17 protein-coding genes are annotated in these 15,935 nt (G+C 66.2%); 16 read left to right on the top strand and 1 reads right to left on the bottom strand.

The window, feature by feature from the left end:
* Nucleotides 1–368: 368 nt before the first annotated feature.
* Complete coding sequence (locus M2361_RS20485) at nt 369–1,007, top strand: OmpW family protein (protein ID WP_259251470.1); 639 nt, start codon at nt 369–371, stop codon at nt 1,005–1,007.
* Between the two features lie 50 nt (nt 1,008–1,057).
* Here the strand turns inward: M2361_RS20485 and M2361_RS20480 are convergent, their stop codons facing one another.
* Entirely contained in the window at nt 1,058–1,930 is an 873-nt protein-coding gene (locus tag M2361_RS20480) for a LysR family transcriptional regulator (protein ID WP_259251469.1), read from the bottom strand.
* A 64-nt stretch (nt 1,931–1,994) separates the two neighbouring features.
* On the opposite strand from M2361_RS20480, the gene M2361_RS20475 reads away from it, so the two are divergent.
* The 15 genes from M2361_RS20475 (at nt 1,995) to hisC (ending at nt 15,935) form a co-directional block, all read left to right on the top strand.
* A complete protein-coding gene (locus tag M2361_RS20475; protein WP_259251468.1) occupies nt 1,995–3,302 on the top strand; it encodes a YbfB/YjiJ family MFS transporter in 1,308 nt (435 codons plus the stop codon).
* A 25-nt stretch (nt 3,303–3,327) separates the two neighbouring features.
* Nucleotides 3,328–4,305 (top strand): tripartite tricarboxylate transporter substrate binding protein, encoded by a 978-nt coding sequence (locus M2361_RS20470; protein ID WP_259251467.1) that lies wholly within the window; start codon nt 3,328–3,330, stop codon nt 4,303–4,305.
* A 17-nt stretch (nt 4,306–4,322) separates the two neighbouring features.
* On the top strand, nt 4,323–5,384 hold the full coding sequence (locus M2361_RS20465) for a nitronate monooxygenase family protein (RefSeq protein WP_259251466.1): 1,062 nt from the start codon (nt 4,323–4,325) through the stop codon (nt 5,382–5,384).
* Nucleotides 5,385–5,722: 338 nt separating this feature from the next.
* Nucleotides 5,723–6,559: an ABC transporter ATP-binding protein gene (locus M2361_RS20460; RefSeq protein ID WP_259251465.1), complete on the top strand. Its 837-nt coding sequence runs from the start codon at nt 5,723–5,725 to the stop codon at nt 6,557–6,559.
* Entirely contained in the window at nt 6,556–7,344 is a 789-nt protein-coding gene (mlaE, locus tag M2361_RS20455) for a lipid asymmetry maintenance ABC transporter permease subunit MlaE (RefSeq protein WP_100853523.1), read from the top strand. Before M2361_RS20460 ends, mlaE begins: the two co-directional genes overlap by 4 nt.
* A 12-nt stretch (nt 7,345–7,356) precedes the next feature.
* Entirely contained in the window at nt 7,357–7,854 is a 498-nt protein-coding gene (gene mlaD, locus M2361_RS20450) for an outer membrane lipid asymmetry maintenance protein MlaD (protein ID WP_100857516.1), read from the top strand.
* A gap of 80 nt (nt 7,855–7,934) precedes the next feature.
* The gene (locus M2361_RS20445; RefSeq protein WP_259251464.1) at nt 7,935–8,735 is read left to right on the top strand and encodes a VacJ family lipoprotein; all 801 of its coding nucleotides are present in this window, start codon (nt 7,935–7,937) and stop codon (nt 8,733–8,735) included.
* 39 nt (nt 8,736–8,774) lie between these two features.
* Complete coding sequence (locus M2361_RS20440; RefSeq protein WP_259251463.1) at nt 8,775–9,404, top strand: phospholipid-binding protein MlaC; 630 nt, start codon at nt 8,775–8,777, stop codon at nt 9,402–9,404.
* A 174-nt stretch (nt 9,405–9,578) separates the two neighbouring features.
* Entirely contained in the window at nt 9,579–10,391 is an 813-nt protein-coding gene (locus tag M2361_RS20435) for an ABC transporter ATP-binding protein (RefSeq protein WP_259251462.1), read from the top strand.
* On the top strand, nt 10,388–11,200 hold the full coding sequence (locus tag M2361_RS20430) for an ABC transporter permease (protein ID WP_100853527.1): 813 nt from the start codon (nt 10,388–10,390) through the stop codon (nt 11,198–11,200). Before M2361_RS20435 ends, M2361_RS20430 begins: the two co-directional genes overlap by 4 nt.
* A gap of 5 nt (nt 11,201–11,205) precedes the next feature.
* A complete protein-coding gene (locus tag M2361_RS20425; protein ID WP_046805270.1) occupies nt 11,206–11,451 on the top strand; it encodes a BolA family protein in 246 nt (81 codons plus the stop codon).
* On the top strand, nt 11,451–12,719 hold the full coding sequence (murA, locus tag M2361_RS20420; RefSeq protein WP_259251461.1) for a UDP-N-acetylglucosamine 1-carboxyvinyltransferase: 1,269 nt from the start codon (nt 11,451–11,453) through the stop codon (nt 12,717–12,719). Before M2361_RS20425 ends, murA begins: the two co-directional genes overlap by 1 nt.
* Nucleotides 12,720–12,795: 76 nt before the next feature.
* Nucleotides 12,796–13,473: an ATP phosphoribosyltransferase gene (hisG, locus tag M2361_RS20415; protein ID WP_100853529.1), complete on the top strand. Its 678-nt coding sequence runs from the start codon at nt 12,796–12,798 to the stop codon at nt 13,471–13,473.
* A 54-nt stretch (nt 13,474–13,527) separates the two neighbouring features.
* Nucleotides 13,528–14,832 (top strand): histidinol dehydrogenase, encoded by a 1,305-nt coding sequence (hisD, locus tag M2361_RS20410; protein WP_259251460.1) that lies wholly within the window; start codon nt 13,528–13,530, stop codon nt 14,830–14,832.
* Nucleotides 14,829–15,935, top strand: coding sequence for a histidinol-phosphate transaminase (gene hisC / locus M2361_RS20405; protein ID WP_259251459.1), 1,107 nt, complete (start codon nt 14,829–14,831; stop codon nt 15,933–15,935). The genes hisD and hisC overlap by 4 nt, the downstream gene beginning before the upstream one ends.

Below are 15,935 nucleotides of genomic sequence, written 5' to 3'. Positions count from 1 at the left end.
ACGGCCCGCATCTTTTCACGCGTCAATCTGGGCAGCGCCCAGGCGCTGAACGTAGGATGGGTGAAGCGCGGGTGAAACGATAGAAGAACGCTGCCGTTTAACGCGCGCAACCCATCATTCAGTGGTTGCTATGTGGCTGCTCTTCAGAAGAACTCGGCGTTGCTTGATGGGTTTCGCGCGATCTACGTTGGCGTTTTTTTTTTGAATCTCTCGCGCTACACCCATCCTACGGTGCGTCGCAAAGCTTCTGTTGCCGCGCCGCCACGGCGTGGTCCGCATCTTTTCACGGGTTGATACACGTCAATCGGGACGGGCGCCAGGTCTGAGAACCTGTGGCCTCACCCTCATGGAAAGATCGGAGAAGAAAAATGTTTTCGCTGAACGGGCGTATCCGCGCCACCGCCATCGCCGGACTGATCGCCGCCGGCGGGCTTGCCGCCCCGGCGCACGCGCATGAAGCGGGCGACGTGCTGTTCCGGGTGGGCGTCACGCAGGTTCGCCCCTCGTCCAACAACGGCACCGTACTGGATGGCAGCGTCAAGCTGGACGTCAACAACAACGTGCGCCCCAGCTTCACGCTGGGCTACATGGTGACGCGCAACATTGGCATCGAACTGCTGGGCGCCTGGCCATTCCAGCATGACGTCAGCGGCAGCGGCCTGGGCAAGATCGGGTCCAGCAAGCAATTGCCCCCTACGCTGAGCCTGCAATGGCATATCTTGCCGGACAGCATGATCCAGCCCTACATCGGCGTCGGCATCAACTACACGCACTTCTTCGACACCCAGGCCGAAGGCGCGCTGAAGGGATCGGACTTGAAGTTGGGAGATTCCTGGGGCGTGGCCGCGCAACTGGGCGCGGACTTCAAGATCAATGAACGCTGGTTCATGAACGCGGACATCCGCTACATCGACATCAAGTCGAAGGTGAAGCTGGACGGCCAGCACATCGGCACCGCGCGCATCGACCCGTGGGTGGCGACGCTGGGCGTGGGCTACCGCTTCTGATCAATGGCAGGACCGGTTGCGCGCGACATGCCGCGCAACCCACATCCAGATCAATTGCCTTCAGGCTGCAACTGCCGACGCAGCGCCTGCAACGCAGGCGTGTCGTCATCCGCGCGCCAGACCAACTGCGTGCGCGCCTGCCCATACGGGCCGCGCAGCGCGCTGACGCGCACGGAATGCTCCGCCCCCAACACCGCCAACACCGAACGCGGCACGATGGCCACGCCTGAGCCCGCGGCCACGCACGCCACGATGGCGTGATACGACGCAAACTCCATCACGCGCGCGGGCGCCACGCCTTCGTGGTTCAGCCAGGATTCCAGGATGCGCCGATACGAGCACCCCGCCGCAAACGCGATCACCGTGCGGCCGCCCACGTCGCGGGCGCCATCGATGTCGCCCCAGGCCAGCGGCGAGATCAACGCCAGGTCTTCATCGAAGGCATCCATGGCCGCCAGGCCCTCGTCGGGAAACGGCTGGGCCACAAAGGCGGCTTCGATCTCGTAGTTGCGCACCTTGGCCGCCAGCGCGCCCGACGTGCCGGTGACAAGTTCAATGCCCACTTGCGGCCAGGCCGCGTGATAGGCCGCCAGAATCGGCGGCAAGCGCGCGGCCGCCGTGCTTTCCATGGTGCCGATGCGCAGCACGCCTTGCGGCGCGCCATCGCGCACGGCGGCCTGGGCTTCGTCGGACAGGCGCAAAAGGCGATCAGCGTATGACAGCAGCACGCGCCCCTGGTCTGACAGCACCAGCCGACGATTCTGGCGTCTGAAAAGCGGGGCGTTCAGCGAGGCCTCCAACTGCTTCAGGCGCGTCGACACGTTGGACTGCACCCGGTTCAGGTGCGCGGCGGCGCGCGCCACGCCGCCCTGGTCGGCCACCGCTTTGAAAATCTGCAAGGCGTCGAGATCCAAGTTTCTCATTTCAAGAACCTGTGTTCTTAATAATTCACTATTCAAGATATAAGTACAGCCGTAGAGTGGGCGCATGTCAACGCCTGCTTACCCTTCCAGTTTCGATTCCCGCAGCGCGGCCAGCCTGGCTTGGCCGGCGGCGCTGGCGCTGGCCGCCGCCATGGGCATCGGCCGATTCGCCTTTACGCCGGTGTGGCCGCTGATGGCGCAGGAAGGCGGGTTGTCTTTGGCCCAGGGAAGCTGGATGGCATCGGCCAACTACGCCGGCTACCTATTAGGCGCGCTGGCCGCCGTGGCCTGGCCGGTGCGCCACGCCCGCGCGCAGCTTGCCATCAGCCTGCTGGCCGTGGCGCTTTTGACCCTGGCCATGCCGCTTACGCATAACGTGGCGGTCTGGTGCGCGCTGCGGCTGGCCGCCGGTTACGCCAGCGCCAGCGCCTTCATCTGCGTGGCCTCCAGCCGCGTCGTACCCCAAGGAGACCCGCGCGAACCCGCCACGGCGGCGCTGACCTACGCCGGGGTAGGCGCCGGTATCGCGCTGACGGGGCTGGCTTGCCTGGGTTTGATGGCCTGGAAGGTGGGGGCCGACGGCACTTGGCTGATACTGGGCGCGCTGACATTAGCGCTGTCCGCCATGGCTTGGCCGGGCCTGAACCGGCCGGCGCCAGCGGCGGCGCCGACCGCGCCGGCCGCGCCAAGCGCTGCGAACTCCCCAAACGCCGCAATCGCTGCAAACACCTCAAACACCGCTACCGCCCCAAACACACCGCCCCCCGCACCGACCGCCCGCTTGCCCCGCGTCATCCCCCGCCTGGCGCTGCACTACGGCGTCTTCGGCGTGGGCTACATCATCCCCGCAACATTCCTGCCCGCCATGGCCAAGCAGGTTATCCCCAACCCCGCGATCTTCGGCTGGGCCTGGCCGCTGTTCGGCCTGGCAGCGGCAGTGTCTTGCCTGCTGGTGCCCCGCCTGGCGCGCCGTCGCGACGAAAAGCGCGTCTGGCAGGCCGCGCAGGCCCTCATGGCCGCCGGCATGCTGGCGGTGGCGCTGTGGCAGCACATTGCCGCCGTGATCGTGGCCGCGCTGCTGGTGGGCGGCACCTTCATGGTGATTACCCAGGCCGGCATATTGACGGCCCGGCGCATGGCGGGCGCTGCCGCCCCGCGTGCCGCCGCCCTCATGACCGCCGCCTTCGCGGCCGGCCAGATCCTGGGGCCGCTCTTGGCATCGTGGGCCGCCCACTGGGGCGCGGGCCTGGCGCAGGTGCTGGGTGGCGGCGCGGCACTGCTGGCGCTGTCGGCATGGCGGTTGGGAAAAATCACGACAGAAGGCGAAGGCGCTGGGCATAATGCGATCGGCCCCCAGGGCTGTACACATTAGAGAAAAGAACGAGGAGTCACCCAGCATGAAAGCACTGCGCCCCCTGATTGCCGCGCTGTCGGCCGTTGCCGCCTTCAGCGGCGCCGCCCACGCCCAAACTGGCGACTGGCCCGCCAAGCCCATCACCATGATCGTGCCCTACGCACCGGGCGGCTTTGCCGACACGCGCGTGCGCCTGCTGGCACGCAAGCTGGGCGAATCGCTGGGGCAACCCATCGTGGTTGAAAACAAGGCGGGCGCGGGCGGCGTGGTCGGCACCAGCCTGATCGCCAAGGCCGCGCCTGACGGCTACACCATCGGCACGGGCAACCTGGCGCCGATGGCCGTCAACCCGACGCTGATGAAGGACATGCCCTACAACCCGCAAAAGGACCTGGCGCCGATCATCCTGATCGAGAACAGCCCGCTGGTGCTGAGCGTGAACAACGAGCTGCCGGTCAAGACGCTGGACGACCTGATCGCGCTGGCCAAGAAGCAACCCGGCAAGCTGTCGTTCGGTTCGTCCGGCGTGGGCGGCGCGCATCACCTGTCGGGCGAAATGTTCCGGGAACAAGCCAAGATCGACATCGTGCACGTGCCCTACAAGGGCGGCAGCCTGGCCGCCACCGATTTGATGGGCGGCCATATCTCGATGATGTTCGAAATGGGCTATTCCGCGCTGCCGGCCATCCAGGGCGCCAAGATCCACCCCATTGCCGTCACGTCCGCCAAGCGCTTGGCCGTGTTGCCCAATGTGCCGACGATGGCCGAATCGGGCCTGACCGGCTTCGAGTCCTACAACTGGCAAGGCATCGTCGCCCCGGCCGGCACTCCCGCGCCGATCATCGCCAAGCTGAACGCCGAGTTCAATCGCATCCTGAAAGAGCCGGACGTGCAAAAGGCCATTGCCGACACGGGCAGCCAGGCCGGCGGCGGCACGCCCGAGGAATTCGCGGCTTTCATCAAGAGCGAAACCGAGAAGTGGGCCCACGTCATCAAGGCTGGAAACATCCAGCTTCAATAACCCAAAGGAGTCATCCCATGTCCCCCCGTCTGCTTGACCTGCTGAAGCTGGACCATCCCATCATCCAGGCGCCCATGGCTGGCGGCGCCACGACGGTGGAGCTGGTGTCCGAGGCATCCAAGGCGGGGGTCCTGGGATCGCTTGGGGCGGCTTACATGAGCCCGGCGCAGATTGAAGCCGCGGTGGACGGCATCCGCGCCCGAACGGACCGGCCGTTCGCGATCAACCTGTTCGCCACCGTGCCGGACCAGCCCATGCAGGGCGATGCCGACCGGATGCTGGCCTTGATGGCCCGCTACCACGCCCAGTTGGGCCTGCCGGCCCCGACCATGCCGGGCCCGCAGGCGGATCCGCTGCCCGGCCAGATTGACGCCATCCTGCGCCTGCGCCCCGCCGTCTTCAGCTTCACGTTCGGCCGCATCGCCCCCGATGTCCTGGCGCGCTGCCGCGAGTTGGGCATCCTGACGGTGGGCACCGCCACCACGGTGCGCGAAGCGGTCACGCTGGAGCAGGACGGGGTGGACGCCGTGGTGGCCCAGGGCGCGGAAGCGGGCGGGCATCGCGGCACGTTCCTGGACGGCTTCGAGCAATCGCTGATCGGCACCATGGCGCTGGTGCCCCAGATGGCGGACGCGGTTTCGCTGCCGGTGATTGCGTCCGGCGGCATCATGGATGGCCGTGGCATCGCCGCCTCGCTGGCGCTGGGCGCCCAGGCCGCACAAATGGGGACAGCCTTTCTGACGACCGATGAATCCGGCATCAGCGACGCCTACAAGGCCGTGCTGCCGGCATCGCGCTCGGAACAATCGCGCCTGACCCGGGCGTTTTCCGGCCGCCCCGCGCGCGGCATCGCCAACGCCTTCATGCAGGACGCGGACGCCATCGCTGCCGACATCCTGCCGTATCCCCTTCAGAACGCCCTGACCCGCCCGATGCGCACCGAAGGCGGCAAGGCGGGCAACATCAATGTTCTGTCCCTGTGGGCGGGGCAGGCCGCGCCGCTGGCCCGGCGCGAGTCCACGGCTGACCTCGTCCGCCGCCTGGCGCAGGAACTTGCCGCCGCGCAAGCGCGCCACTGACGCGACACCAATTCCCGCTTACCGCGAGGCGACCGCCAGCCAGGGCGGTGCCCCCGGCCCGCCGCCCTGGCCGCGGGCGCCCGTGCGGCATTCGGGCCGGATTGTCCCCCATGCCGAAAACACTGTTCCATGGGCGGCCCCTTACATTGTGATTACAAAGCGTCGAGCTACAATGGCGCCTCGCCGCTGGGAGCCATCGCCTGTCTTGGCCCCCGCACCTGAGTAACCGGGCGCTTCCCGCCACCGCTTGTCTCGCCCCGCGCAGCCTCGGCTATCGGCCCTGCGTATCGACAAGCCGACAGGGCAAGCTCCGCCACCGAAACACCCTTTCGTTGCCCATGCCCGCTCAATCAAGCAGCACCCCGGAATTCGCCCTGCGCCTGGACGGTGTGGCGCTAGGCTATGGTGATTTCACCGTCTTGCGCGACATCTCCATGGACGTGCGCGCGGGCGAAGTGGTCGCCATCATGGGCGGCTCGGGCTCGGGCAAGACCACGCTGTTGCGCGCGGCCACCGGCCAGCTCATCGCCCGGCAAGGCCAGGTGCATGCGTTCGGCCAGGACATCAGCCGCGCCAACCCCGACGAATTGCAGGCCCTGCGCAAGCGCATGGGCGTGCTGTTCCAGCAAGGCGCCCTGTTCACCGATCTGAACGTGTTCGAAAACGTCGCTTTCCCGCTGCGCGAACACACCCGCCTGTCCGAGGCCGACGTTACCGAGCGGGCGCTGGACAAACTCGACGCCGTCGGCCTGCGCGCCGCCGCGCATCTGAAGGTTGCCGAAGTCTCCGGCGGCATGGCGCGGCGCGTGGCCTTGGCGCGCGCCGTGGTGCTGGAACCTGAACTCATCCTGTACGACGAGCCCTTTGCCGGGCTGGACCCGATATCGCTGGGCATTACCGCCCGACTGATCCGCCACCTGGCCGACCGGCTGGGCTGCGCCTCGGTGCTGATCACCCACGACGTTCAAGAATCCTTTTCCATCGCCGACCACGTGTACCTGGTCGGCCAGGGCAAGCTGGCCGCGGCCGGCACGCCTGAAACGCTGTCGGCGTCGCAAGACCCCTATGTCCAGCAATTCCTGAAAGGCGAACCCGACGGCCCGGTCGCGTTCCAGTACCCCGAGACGCCCGCTTTCCAAAAGTGGCTGTCCCAACAGAAAGGGCGCAAAGCATGAGCGGTTCCAACAACGCGGTCGACGCGGTGGGCGGCTGGGTGCGCAAGCAGGTCTCCGGCATCGGCTTTTTCACCCGCTTTTTCGGCGGCATGCTGGCGCGCAGCGGCATCGTGTTCTCGCGCCCCCGCCTGGTGTCGCAGCAAGTCCATTTCATCGGCAACTATTCGCTGCTGATCATCGCCGTGTCGGGCATGTTCGTGGGCTTTGTGCTGGGGCTGCAAGGCTATTACACGCTGAACCGCTACGGCTCTGAAGAAGCGCTGGGCTTGCTGGTGGCGCTGTCCCTGGTGCGCGAACTGGGGCCTGTCGTCACGGCGCTGCTGTTCGCCGGGCGGGCGGGCACGTCGCTCACCGCCGAGATCGGCCTGATGAAGGCGGGCGAACAACTGGCCGCCATGGAAGTCATGGCCGTCGACCCCATCCGCCGCGTGCTGGTGCCGCGCCTGTGGGGCGGCATCATCGCCATGCCTATCTTGGCGGCGGTGTTTTCCATGGTGGGCATCCTGGGCGGCTGGGTCGTCGGCGTCGTGATGATCGGCGTGGACGCGGGCGCTTTCTGGTCGCAAATGCAAAGCGGCGTCGACGTCTGGAAAGACGTGGCCAACGGCGTCATCAAGAGCGTGGTGTTCGGCATCACGGTCACGCTGGTCGCGCTGTATGAAGGCTGGCAGGCCAAGCCCACCCCGGAAGGCGTTGCGCGCGCCACCACGCGCACCGTGGTCGTGGGTTCCCTGGCGGTACTTGGGCTGGACTTCCTGCTCACCGCCTTGATGTTTGGAAATTGAAACGGATTGATCATGTCACGCGAAAAAACCGACTTCTGGGTAGGCCTGTTCGTATTGCTGGGCGCGGTCGCGCTGGTGTTCCTGGCGTTGCGGGCCGGCAACCTCAGCACCTTTTCCTTCGCCCCCACCTATACGCTTTCAGCCAATTTCGATAACGTAGGCGGCCTCAAGCCGCGCGCGGCCGTCAAGAGCGCGGGCGTTGTGGTGGGCCGCGTGTCCAGCATCACCTTCGACGACAAGACCTTCCAGGCGGTCGTGTCGGTGAACCTGGAAAAGGCCTATCAGTTTCCCAAAGACTCGTCAGCATCGATCCTCACGTCCGGCTTGCTGGGCGAGCAGTACCTGGGCTTGACGGCGGGTAGCGAGGAAGAGAACTTTACCGACGGCGGAAAAATCCGCTATACACAGAGCGCGGTTGTGCTGGAGCAGTTGATCAGCCAGTTCCTGTACGGGTCCGCCGAAAAAGAAGGCACCACTTCGCCTGAACCTGCCGCGAAAGCGCCAAATTAAAGACGATGCGCAACGGGCCGTAACGGGCCGCGCCTCGACATCGCCGTAACATAAGCATCGTTGATAGGGATCTCCTGATCATGAACAAGAACGCACTTTCCCGAATTGCCACCATCGCGGCGGCGGGTGCCCTGATGGCCGGCTGCGCCGCGCCGCAGAACCCGGACCCGCGCGATCCGTGGGAAGGCTTCAATCGGGGCGTTTACAAGTTCAATGACACGGTCGACCGCGCGGTATTCAAGCCGGTGGCCCAGGCCTATACCTTCGTCACGCCGCAGCCTGTGCGCAGTTGCGTGCACAACATCTTCAGCAACATGACCGACCTCTGGTCGGGCACGAACAGCTTCCTGCAAGGTCGTGGCCACGACTTCGTGAACACGCTGGGCCGCTTCCTGTTCAACACCACCATGGGCGTGGGCGGCTGCTTTGACGTGGCCTCGGCCAATGGCGCCCGCAAGATCCCGAACGACTTCGGCACCACGCTGGGCGTGTGGGGCTTTGGCCAGGGTCCGTACCTGGTGCTGCCCATCTTTGGTTCGTCCACCGTGCGAGACGGCGCGGGCCTGGTCGGCGATTTCGCCGGCACCACCTATGGCTACATGGGCATCGACTCCATCGACAACGTGCGCCTGCGCAACTCGTTGTGGGGTCTGCGTCTGGTCGACACGCGCGCCAGCCTGCTGGACGCCACCGACACCGTCGACCGCGTTGCCCTGGACCCGTACAGCTTCATCCGCGACGCCTATCTGCAACGCCGCAACGCCATGGTGCTGGGCCACCGCGTTGACGACGAAAGCTCGTTGCCCAACTACGAAGACGACGAGGACGATGCCCCTGCCGCCGGCAAGGCCGCCCCGGCGCCGGCGCCCGCAACCAAGTAAGCTGTGGCCTTGCGTTCATCGGTACAGTAAGGAGTTTTGATGCGATTTGCTTTTGTTTCCCTGTTGCAACGCCTGGCCTTCGCGGGCCTTGTCGGCCTGGCCGCGGCCGGCGCTGCCCAGGCCAAACCCGATCCCAATGGTCCGCCCGACCAATTCGTCATCGCCACGGCCAATGAGGCCCTGGACGTGCTGAAGGCCGACGGTGCCGTCAAAGCCGGCAACACCGCGCGCATCAACGAAGTGGTCAACCAGCACATCCTGCCGTACGTCAACTTCCAGAAGACCACGCGCCTGGCCGCCGGCCGCTTCTGGCGCCAGGCTTCCGAGCAGCAGAAGACCGAACTGGCCGATGCGTTCCGTGGCACGCTGGTGCGCACGTACAGCGGCGCGCTGACGCGCGTCACGCCCGACACCTCGGTCAAGGCACTGCCGTTCCGTGGCGATCCCAAGGCCGACGACGTGGTCGTGCGCACCCTGATCAGCCAGTCAAACGGCCAGCCCACCGGCGTGGACTACCGCCTGGAAAAGACCCCGCAAGGCTGGAAAATCTACGACATGAACGTCGAAGGCATCTGGCTGATTGAAAACTACCGCAACCAGTTTGCGCAGCAGATCAACCAGAGCGGCATCGACGGCCTGATCCAGGCGCTGAACAAGCGCAACCAGTAAGCACAAGGTTCCGGCTGCTTTCGGCCCGGCGCGCCCTCAGTGGCCCGCCGGGCCGATTATTTCGGGGACGCATAACCTACGCATTCCCCACGCTTGCCGGGGCCATAGGCGCTTGCCGTCACGGCGCGCTTATATAATGATCAATTCGCTCTTTTCCGGGCACCACCCGCCGTCATGTCAGCCGTCAGTCTCGAAAACGTCTCCAAGATCTACTCGCCGCGCCAGCGCGGCTGGCAAAAGCTGCTTGGGCGCAAGCCCGCCCCCGGCTTCCAGGCGCTGGACGATGTCAGCCTGAACATCGAACACGGCGAATTCTTCGGCCTGCTGGGGCCCAATGGCGCGGGCAAGACCACACTGATTTCGATTCTTGCCGGCTTGGCGCACGCCACTTCCGGCCGGGCCAGCGTCTGTGGCTATGACGTCGTCACCGACTACAAGGCGGCGCGGCGTTCGCTGGGCGTCGTGCCCCAAGAACTGGTCTACGACCCGTTCTTCACCGTGCGCGAAACGCTGCGCATCCAGTCCGGCTACTTCGGCCTGCGCAACAACGACGACTGGATCGACGAAATCCTGTTCAACCTGGGCCTGGCCGACAAGGCCGACAACAACATGCGCGCGCTGTCCGGCGGCATGAAGCGTCGCGTGCTGGTGGCGCAGGCGCTGGTGCACCGTCCGCCGGTCATCGTGCTGGACGAGCCCACGGCGGGCGTTGACGTCGACCTGCGCCGCACCCTGTGGGAATTCATTTCGCGCCTGAACAAGGCCGGCCACACCATCATGCTGACCACGCATTACCTGGAAGAAGCGGAAGCCCTGTGCGGCCGCATCGCCATGCTCAAGCGCGGCCGCATCGTCGCGCTGGACACCACGCAGGCGCTGATGGCGCGCGTGGGCGGCGTCGACCTGGAAGACGCTTTCGTGCGCATCATGCACCAAGGCGACGAACCCGCCGCGCCCGCCCTGCAACCTGAAGAGATCTCGTCATGACGCAGTCCAACGCGACCGCCAGCCAGCCGCTGGTGCAGCCCCGCCTGGATGCGGGTTCCGGCTTTCCCACCCTGCTGCGCAAGGAATTGCTGCGCTTCTGGAAGGTGGGTTTCCAGACCATCGCCGCGCCCGTCATCACGGCGCTGCTGTATCTGCTGGTTTTTGCGCACGTGCTGGAAGGGCGCCTGATGGTGTATGGCACCGTGCCCTACACCGCGTTCCTGATCCCCGGGCTCATGATGATGAGCATGCTGCAGAACGCCTTCGCCAACCCGTCCTCGTCTCTGATCCAAAGCCGCATCACGGGCAACCTGGTGTTCATGCTGCTGCCGCCGCTGTCGCACCGCGACATCTTCGGCGCCTTCGTGCTGGCGGCCATCGTGCGCGGCCTGACGGTGGGCGTGTTCGTCTGGTTCGTGGCGCTGTGCTTTGTGTCGCTGGTGCCGGCCAACCCGCTGTGGCTGCTGGTGTTCGCGGTGCTGTCCTGCGGCATCATGGCGGTGCTGGGCGTGGTTGCGGGCCTGTGGTCTGAAAAATTCGACCAGCTGGCTGCCTTCCAGAACTTTTTGATCATGCCCGCGACGTTCCTGTCCGGCGTGTTCTATTCCATCCACACCCTGCCGCCGTTCTGGCAGGCCGTGTCCCACTGGAACCCCATCTTCTACGCCATCGACGGTTTCCGCTACGGATTCTTCTCGGTGTCGGACGTCTCGCCCTGGCGCAGCCTGGCGGTGGTGACGGGGGTATTCCTGGCGCTCTCGCTTTACGCGCTGCGGCTTCTGGCCAGCGGCTACAAACTCAGGAACTGACGTCCATGCTTCCCACTCCCGCGCAAGTCCGCCAATACATTGCGGACGGCCTGTCCTGTGAACATCTTGACGTGCAAGGCGACGGCTCGCATTTCGACGCCGTCATCGTCAGCGCGGCCTTCGAAGGCAAGCGCCTGATCCAGCGTCATCAAATGGTCTACGCCGCCCTGGGCGACCGCATGAAGGCCGAGATCCACGCCCTGTCGATGCGCACACTGACCCCTGACGAATACCAGCAAGCAGGCAAGTAATGGATAAGCTGCGCATCACCGGCGGTACGCCCCTGCACGGCGAGATCTCGATTTCCGGCGCCAAGAATTCGGCCCTGCCGATCCTTTGCGCCGGCCTCTTGACCGCCGACGCGCTGACGCTGACCAACGTGCCGCACCTGAATGACACGGCCACGATGCTGCGCCTGCTGGCGCGCATGGGCATGCAAGCCACGCGCGGCACCGACGGCGTGGTGACGTTGCAAGCCGACCGCGTCGACAAGCTGGAGGCGCCGTACGAGCTGGTCAAGACGATGCGCGCGTCGATCCTGGTGCTGGGCCCGCTGCTGGCCCGCTTCGGCGAAGCCCGCGTCAGCCTGCCGGGCGGTTGCACCATCGGCCAGCGGCCAGTGGACCAGCACATCAAGGGCCTGGCCGCGCTGGGCGCGGAGATCAGCATTGAGCACGGCTTCGTCGTGGCGCGCGCCAAGCGCTTGAAGGGCGCGTCCGTACGCACCGACATGGTCACCGTCACCGGCACCGAGAACCTGCTGATGGCCGCCGTGCTGGCCGAGGGCCAGACCGTGCTGGAAAACGCGGCTTGCGAACCGGAAGTGGTGGACCTGGCCGAACTGCTTATCAAGATGGGCGCCCGCATTCAGGGCCACGGCACCGGCCGCATCGTGATCGACGGCGTTGAGCGCCTGCATGGCGCCGAGCACCGCGTCATCTCCGACCGCATCGAAGCCGGCACCTTCCTGTGTGCCGTGGGCGCGGCGGGTGGCGACATCCGCCTGACCAACACCGACCCCGCCATCCTGGGCGCCACGCTGGACAAGCTGGCCGACGCCGGCCTGACCATCGAAACCGGCCCCGACTGGATCCGGGGCGCGATGTCCACCCGCCCCAAGGCCGTGGGTTTTCGCACGCATGAATACCCCGGCTTCGCCACCGACATGCAGGCCCAGCTCATGGCGCTGAACGCCGTGGCCGAAGGCACGTCCGTCATCGTCGAAACGATCTTCGAAAACCGCTACATGCACGTGCAGGAACTGCGCCGCATGGGCGCCGACATCGACATCGACGGCCACACCGCCGTGGTGCGTGGCGTGAAGCGCCTGTCGGGCGCCACCGTCATGGCCACCGATTTGCGCGCGTCCGCCAGCCTGGTCATTGCCGGCCTGGCCGCCGATGGCGACACGCTGGTCGACCGCATCTACCACCTGGATCGTGGCTACGACCAGATGGAAGTCAAACTGCGCGCCCTGGGCGCGAACATCCAACGCGTGACCGGCAAGGAACAGGCATGAAATGTAGTAGCCCCCACGCTGCGCCTTCGGCTTGCTGCCCCCCGAGTGGGTCCGTTCATTTTGAGGCTGCCCGGCAATGAACAATGCCACCACGATGAAGCCCCTGACCCTGGCGCTGTCCAAGGGTCGGATTTTTGAAGAAACCATGCCGTTGCTGGCCGAAGCCGGCATCGAAGTCACGGAAAGCCCGGAAAGCTCGCGCAAGCTGATCCTGCCGACCAGCGACCCCGGCCTGCGCCTGATCATCGTGCGCGCCTCCGACGTGCCCACCTACGTGCAGTACGGCGCGGCGGACCTGGGCATCGCGGGCAAAGACGTGCTGATCGAGCACGCCAAGGAGCAGCCCGGCGGCCTGTACCAACCCATCGACCTGAACATCGCCAAGTGCCGCCTGGCCGTGGCCGTGCGCAATGGCTTTGACTACGAAGGCGCCGTGCACCAGGGCGCGCGCCTGCGCGTGGCCACCAAATACGTGCACTCAGCCCGTGAACACTTCGCGGCCAAGGGTGTGTACGTGGACATCATCAAGCTGTATGGTTCGATGGAATTGGCGCCGCTGGTTGGCTTGGCCGACTGCATCGTGGACCTGGTGTCCACCGGCGGCACGCTACGCGCCAACGACCTGGTCGCGGTGGAAGACGTCATGCCGATTTCGTCGCGCCTGATCGTCAACCAGGCCGCGCTGAAGACCCGCGGCGCCCGCCTGCAACCCTTGCTGGACGCCTTCGAAAGAGCCGCCTCCCGCAACGCCTGACCCCCGCCCGCCGCGACCTCGCGGCGGCCGCTTTCCGCTTTGCTCCATGACGCCATGGCCCTGATCAATCGTCTCGACTCCCGCGATCCCGGATTCAAATCCGCCCTGTCCAAGCTGCTGGCTTTCGAGGCCACCGAGGACGAGTCCATCGACCGCGCCGCCGCCGGCATCCTGGCTGACGTGCGCGCGCGTGGCGACGCCGCGCTGGTGGAATACACGCAGCGCTTTGACCGCATGCCGGCCGCCTCGGCCGACACGCTTGAAATTCCGAAAGCCGACTGGCACGCCGCGCTGGCCACCTTGCCCACCGCGCAGCGCAACGCGCTGGAAGCCGCCGCCGACCGCGTGCGCAGCTACCACGAGCGCCAGCTTGCCCATACCTGGACCTACACCGAAGCCGACGGCACGATGCTGGGCCAACAGGTGACGCCGCTGGACCGCGTGGGCCTGTATGTGCCGGGCGGCAAGGCCGCCTACCCGTCGTCGGTGCTGATGAATGCCATTCCCGCCAAGGTCGCGGGCGTGCAGGAACTGGTCATGGTGACGCCCACGCCCGACGGCGTGCGCAACCCCATCGTGCTGGCGGCAGCCGCCATCGGCGGCGTGGACCGCGTGTTCGCCATCGGTGGCGCGCAAGCCGTGGGCGCGCTGGCCTACGGCACCGCCACCGTGCCCGCCGTGGACAAGATCGTCGGCCCGGGCAACGCCTATGTGGCCGCCGCCAAGCGCCGCGTGTTCGGCGTGGTCGGCATCGACATGATTGCCGGCCCCAGCGAAATCCTGGTCATCTGCGACGGCAAGACGCCGGCCGACTGGATCGCCATGGATCTGTTCTCGCAAGCCGAGCACGACGAATTGGCGCAATCCATCCTGCTCTGTCCGGATGCGGCCTTCATCGAAGAAGTCGAAGCCGCCATCGCGCGCCTCTTGCCGACGATGCCGCGCGCCGACATTCTGCGCGTCAGCCTGGCCAATCGCGGTGCGCTGATCCAGGTGCAAAGCCTGGAAGAAGCCTGCCAGATCGCCAACGACATCGCGCCCGAGCACTTGGAAATTTCCACCGAGCAGCCTGAGATCTGGACCGCCAAGATCCGCCATGCCGGCGCCATCTTCATGGGCCGTTTCAGCTCGGAAGCGCTGGGCGACTACTGCGCCGGCCCCAACCACGTGCTGCCCACGTCGCGCACCGCGCGCTTTTCGTCGCCGCTGGGCGTGTACGACTTCCAGAAGCGTTCCAGCCTGATCCAGGTGTCGCATCAAGGCGCGCAAACGCTGGGCCGCATCGCCGCCGAACTGGCGCTGGGCGAAGGCCTGCAAGCGCACGCCGCCAGCGCCCAGTACCGGATCGACAAGCCATGAGCGCGGCCCCGGCGGCAAGCGTCGCTGGCCGCATCCAAGGCACCTTGCGCGCGGACGTCCTCGCACTGGCCGCGTACCCGGTCGCCCACGCGGATGGCTGCATCAAGCTGGACGCGATGGAATGCCCGTATGAACTGCCCGACGAGGTGCGCGACGACATCGCCCGCGCCGTGCGCGACACGCCGCTGAACCGCTATCCCGCTGCCGATCTGTCCGCCTTGCAGCAGGCGGTGAAGGCCGGGTTCGGCGTGCCCGACGCGGCCGACGTGCTGTTTGGCAACGGCTCGGACGAACTCATCCACATCATCGTCCAGGCCTGTTGCAACCCGAGCGACGTGGTGCTGTCGCCGTGGCCGTCGTTCGTTTACTTCGACATGGCGGCGCGCTTTGACCACGCCCGCTTTGTCGGCGTGCCGCTGACCGAGGATCTGACCCTGGATCTGCCGGCAATGCTGGCCGCCATCCGCGAACATCAGCCCAAGGTGGTGTTCCTGGCCGTGCCCAACAACCCCACCGGCGGCCTCTGGTCCGACGAAGACGTGCAGGCCATCATCGCCGCCGCCCCCGGGCTGGTGGTGCTGGACGAGGCCTATCAGCCCTTCGCCGACCGTACCTGGATGCCGCAAGTGCTGGACGCCCCCAACGTGGTCGTCATGCGCACGGTGTCCAAGATCGGCCTGGCCGGCCTGCGTTTCGGTTACCTGGCCGGCCATCCCGACTGGATCGCCGAACTGAACAAGCTGCGCCCGCCCTACAACCTGGACGTGCTGACGCAGGCCACGTTGATGGCGGTGCTGCGCCACAAGCCCGTACTGGACGAACAGGCCGCGCGCCTGCGCGCCGACCGCGGCCCGCTGGCCGACGCGCTGGCCGCCTTGCCCGGCGTCAGGGTATTCCCTTCCGCCGGCAACTTTGTGCTTGCCCGCTTTTCCGGCAAGCTGGATGGCAACGCCGTGCATCTTGCGCTGAAAACGCGCAAAATATTGATTCGCAACTTTTCCAACGCCCATCCGCTCCTGGCAAACTGCCTGCGCATCTCGGTGGGCGCCCCGGCCGAGAACGCCGCCTTGCTGGCTGCCCTGCAAGAGATTTTGAGTGCTTAA

The organism is Achromobacter sp. JUb104 (assembly GCF_024806975.1).
GTDB lineage: Bacteria > Pseudomonadota > Gammaproteobacteria > Burkholderiales > Burkholderiaceae_B > Achromobacter > Achromobacter spanius.
The sequence above is the reverse complement of the archived record's forward strand: the minus strand, read 5'-3'. Positions and strand labels throughout refer to the sequence as shown.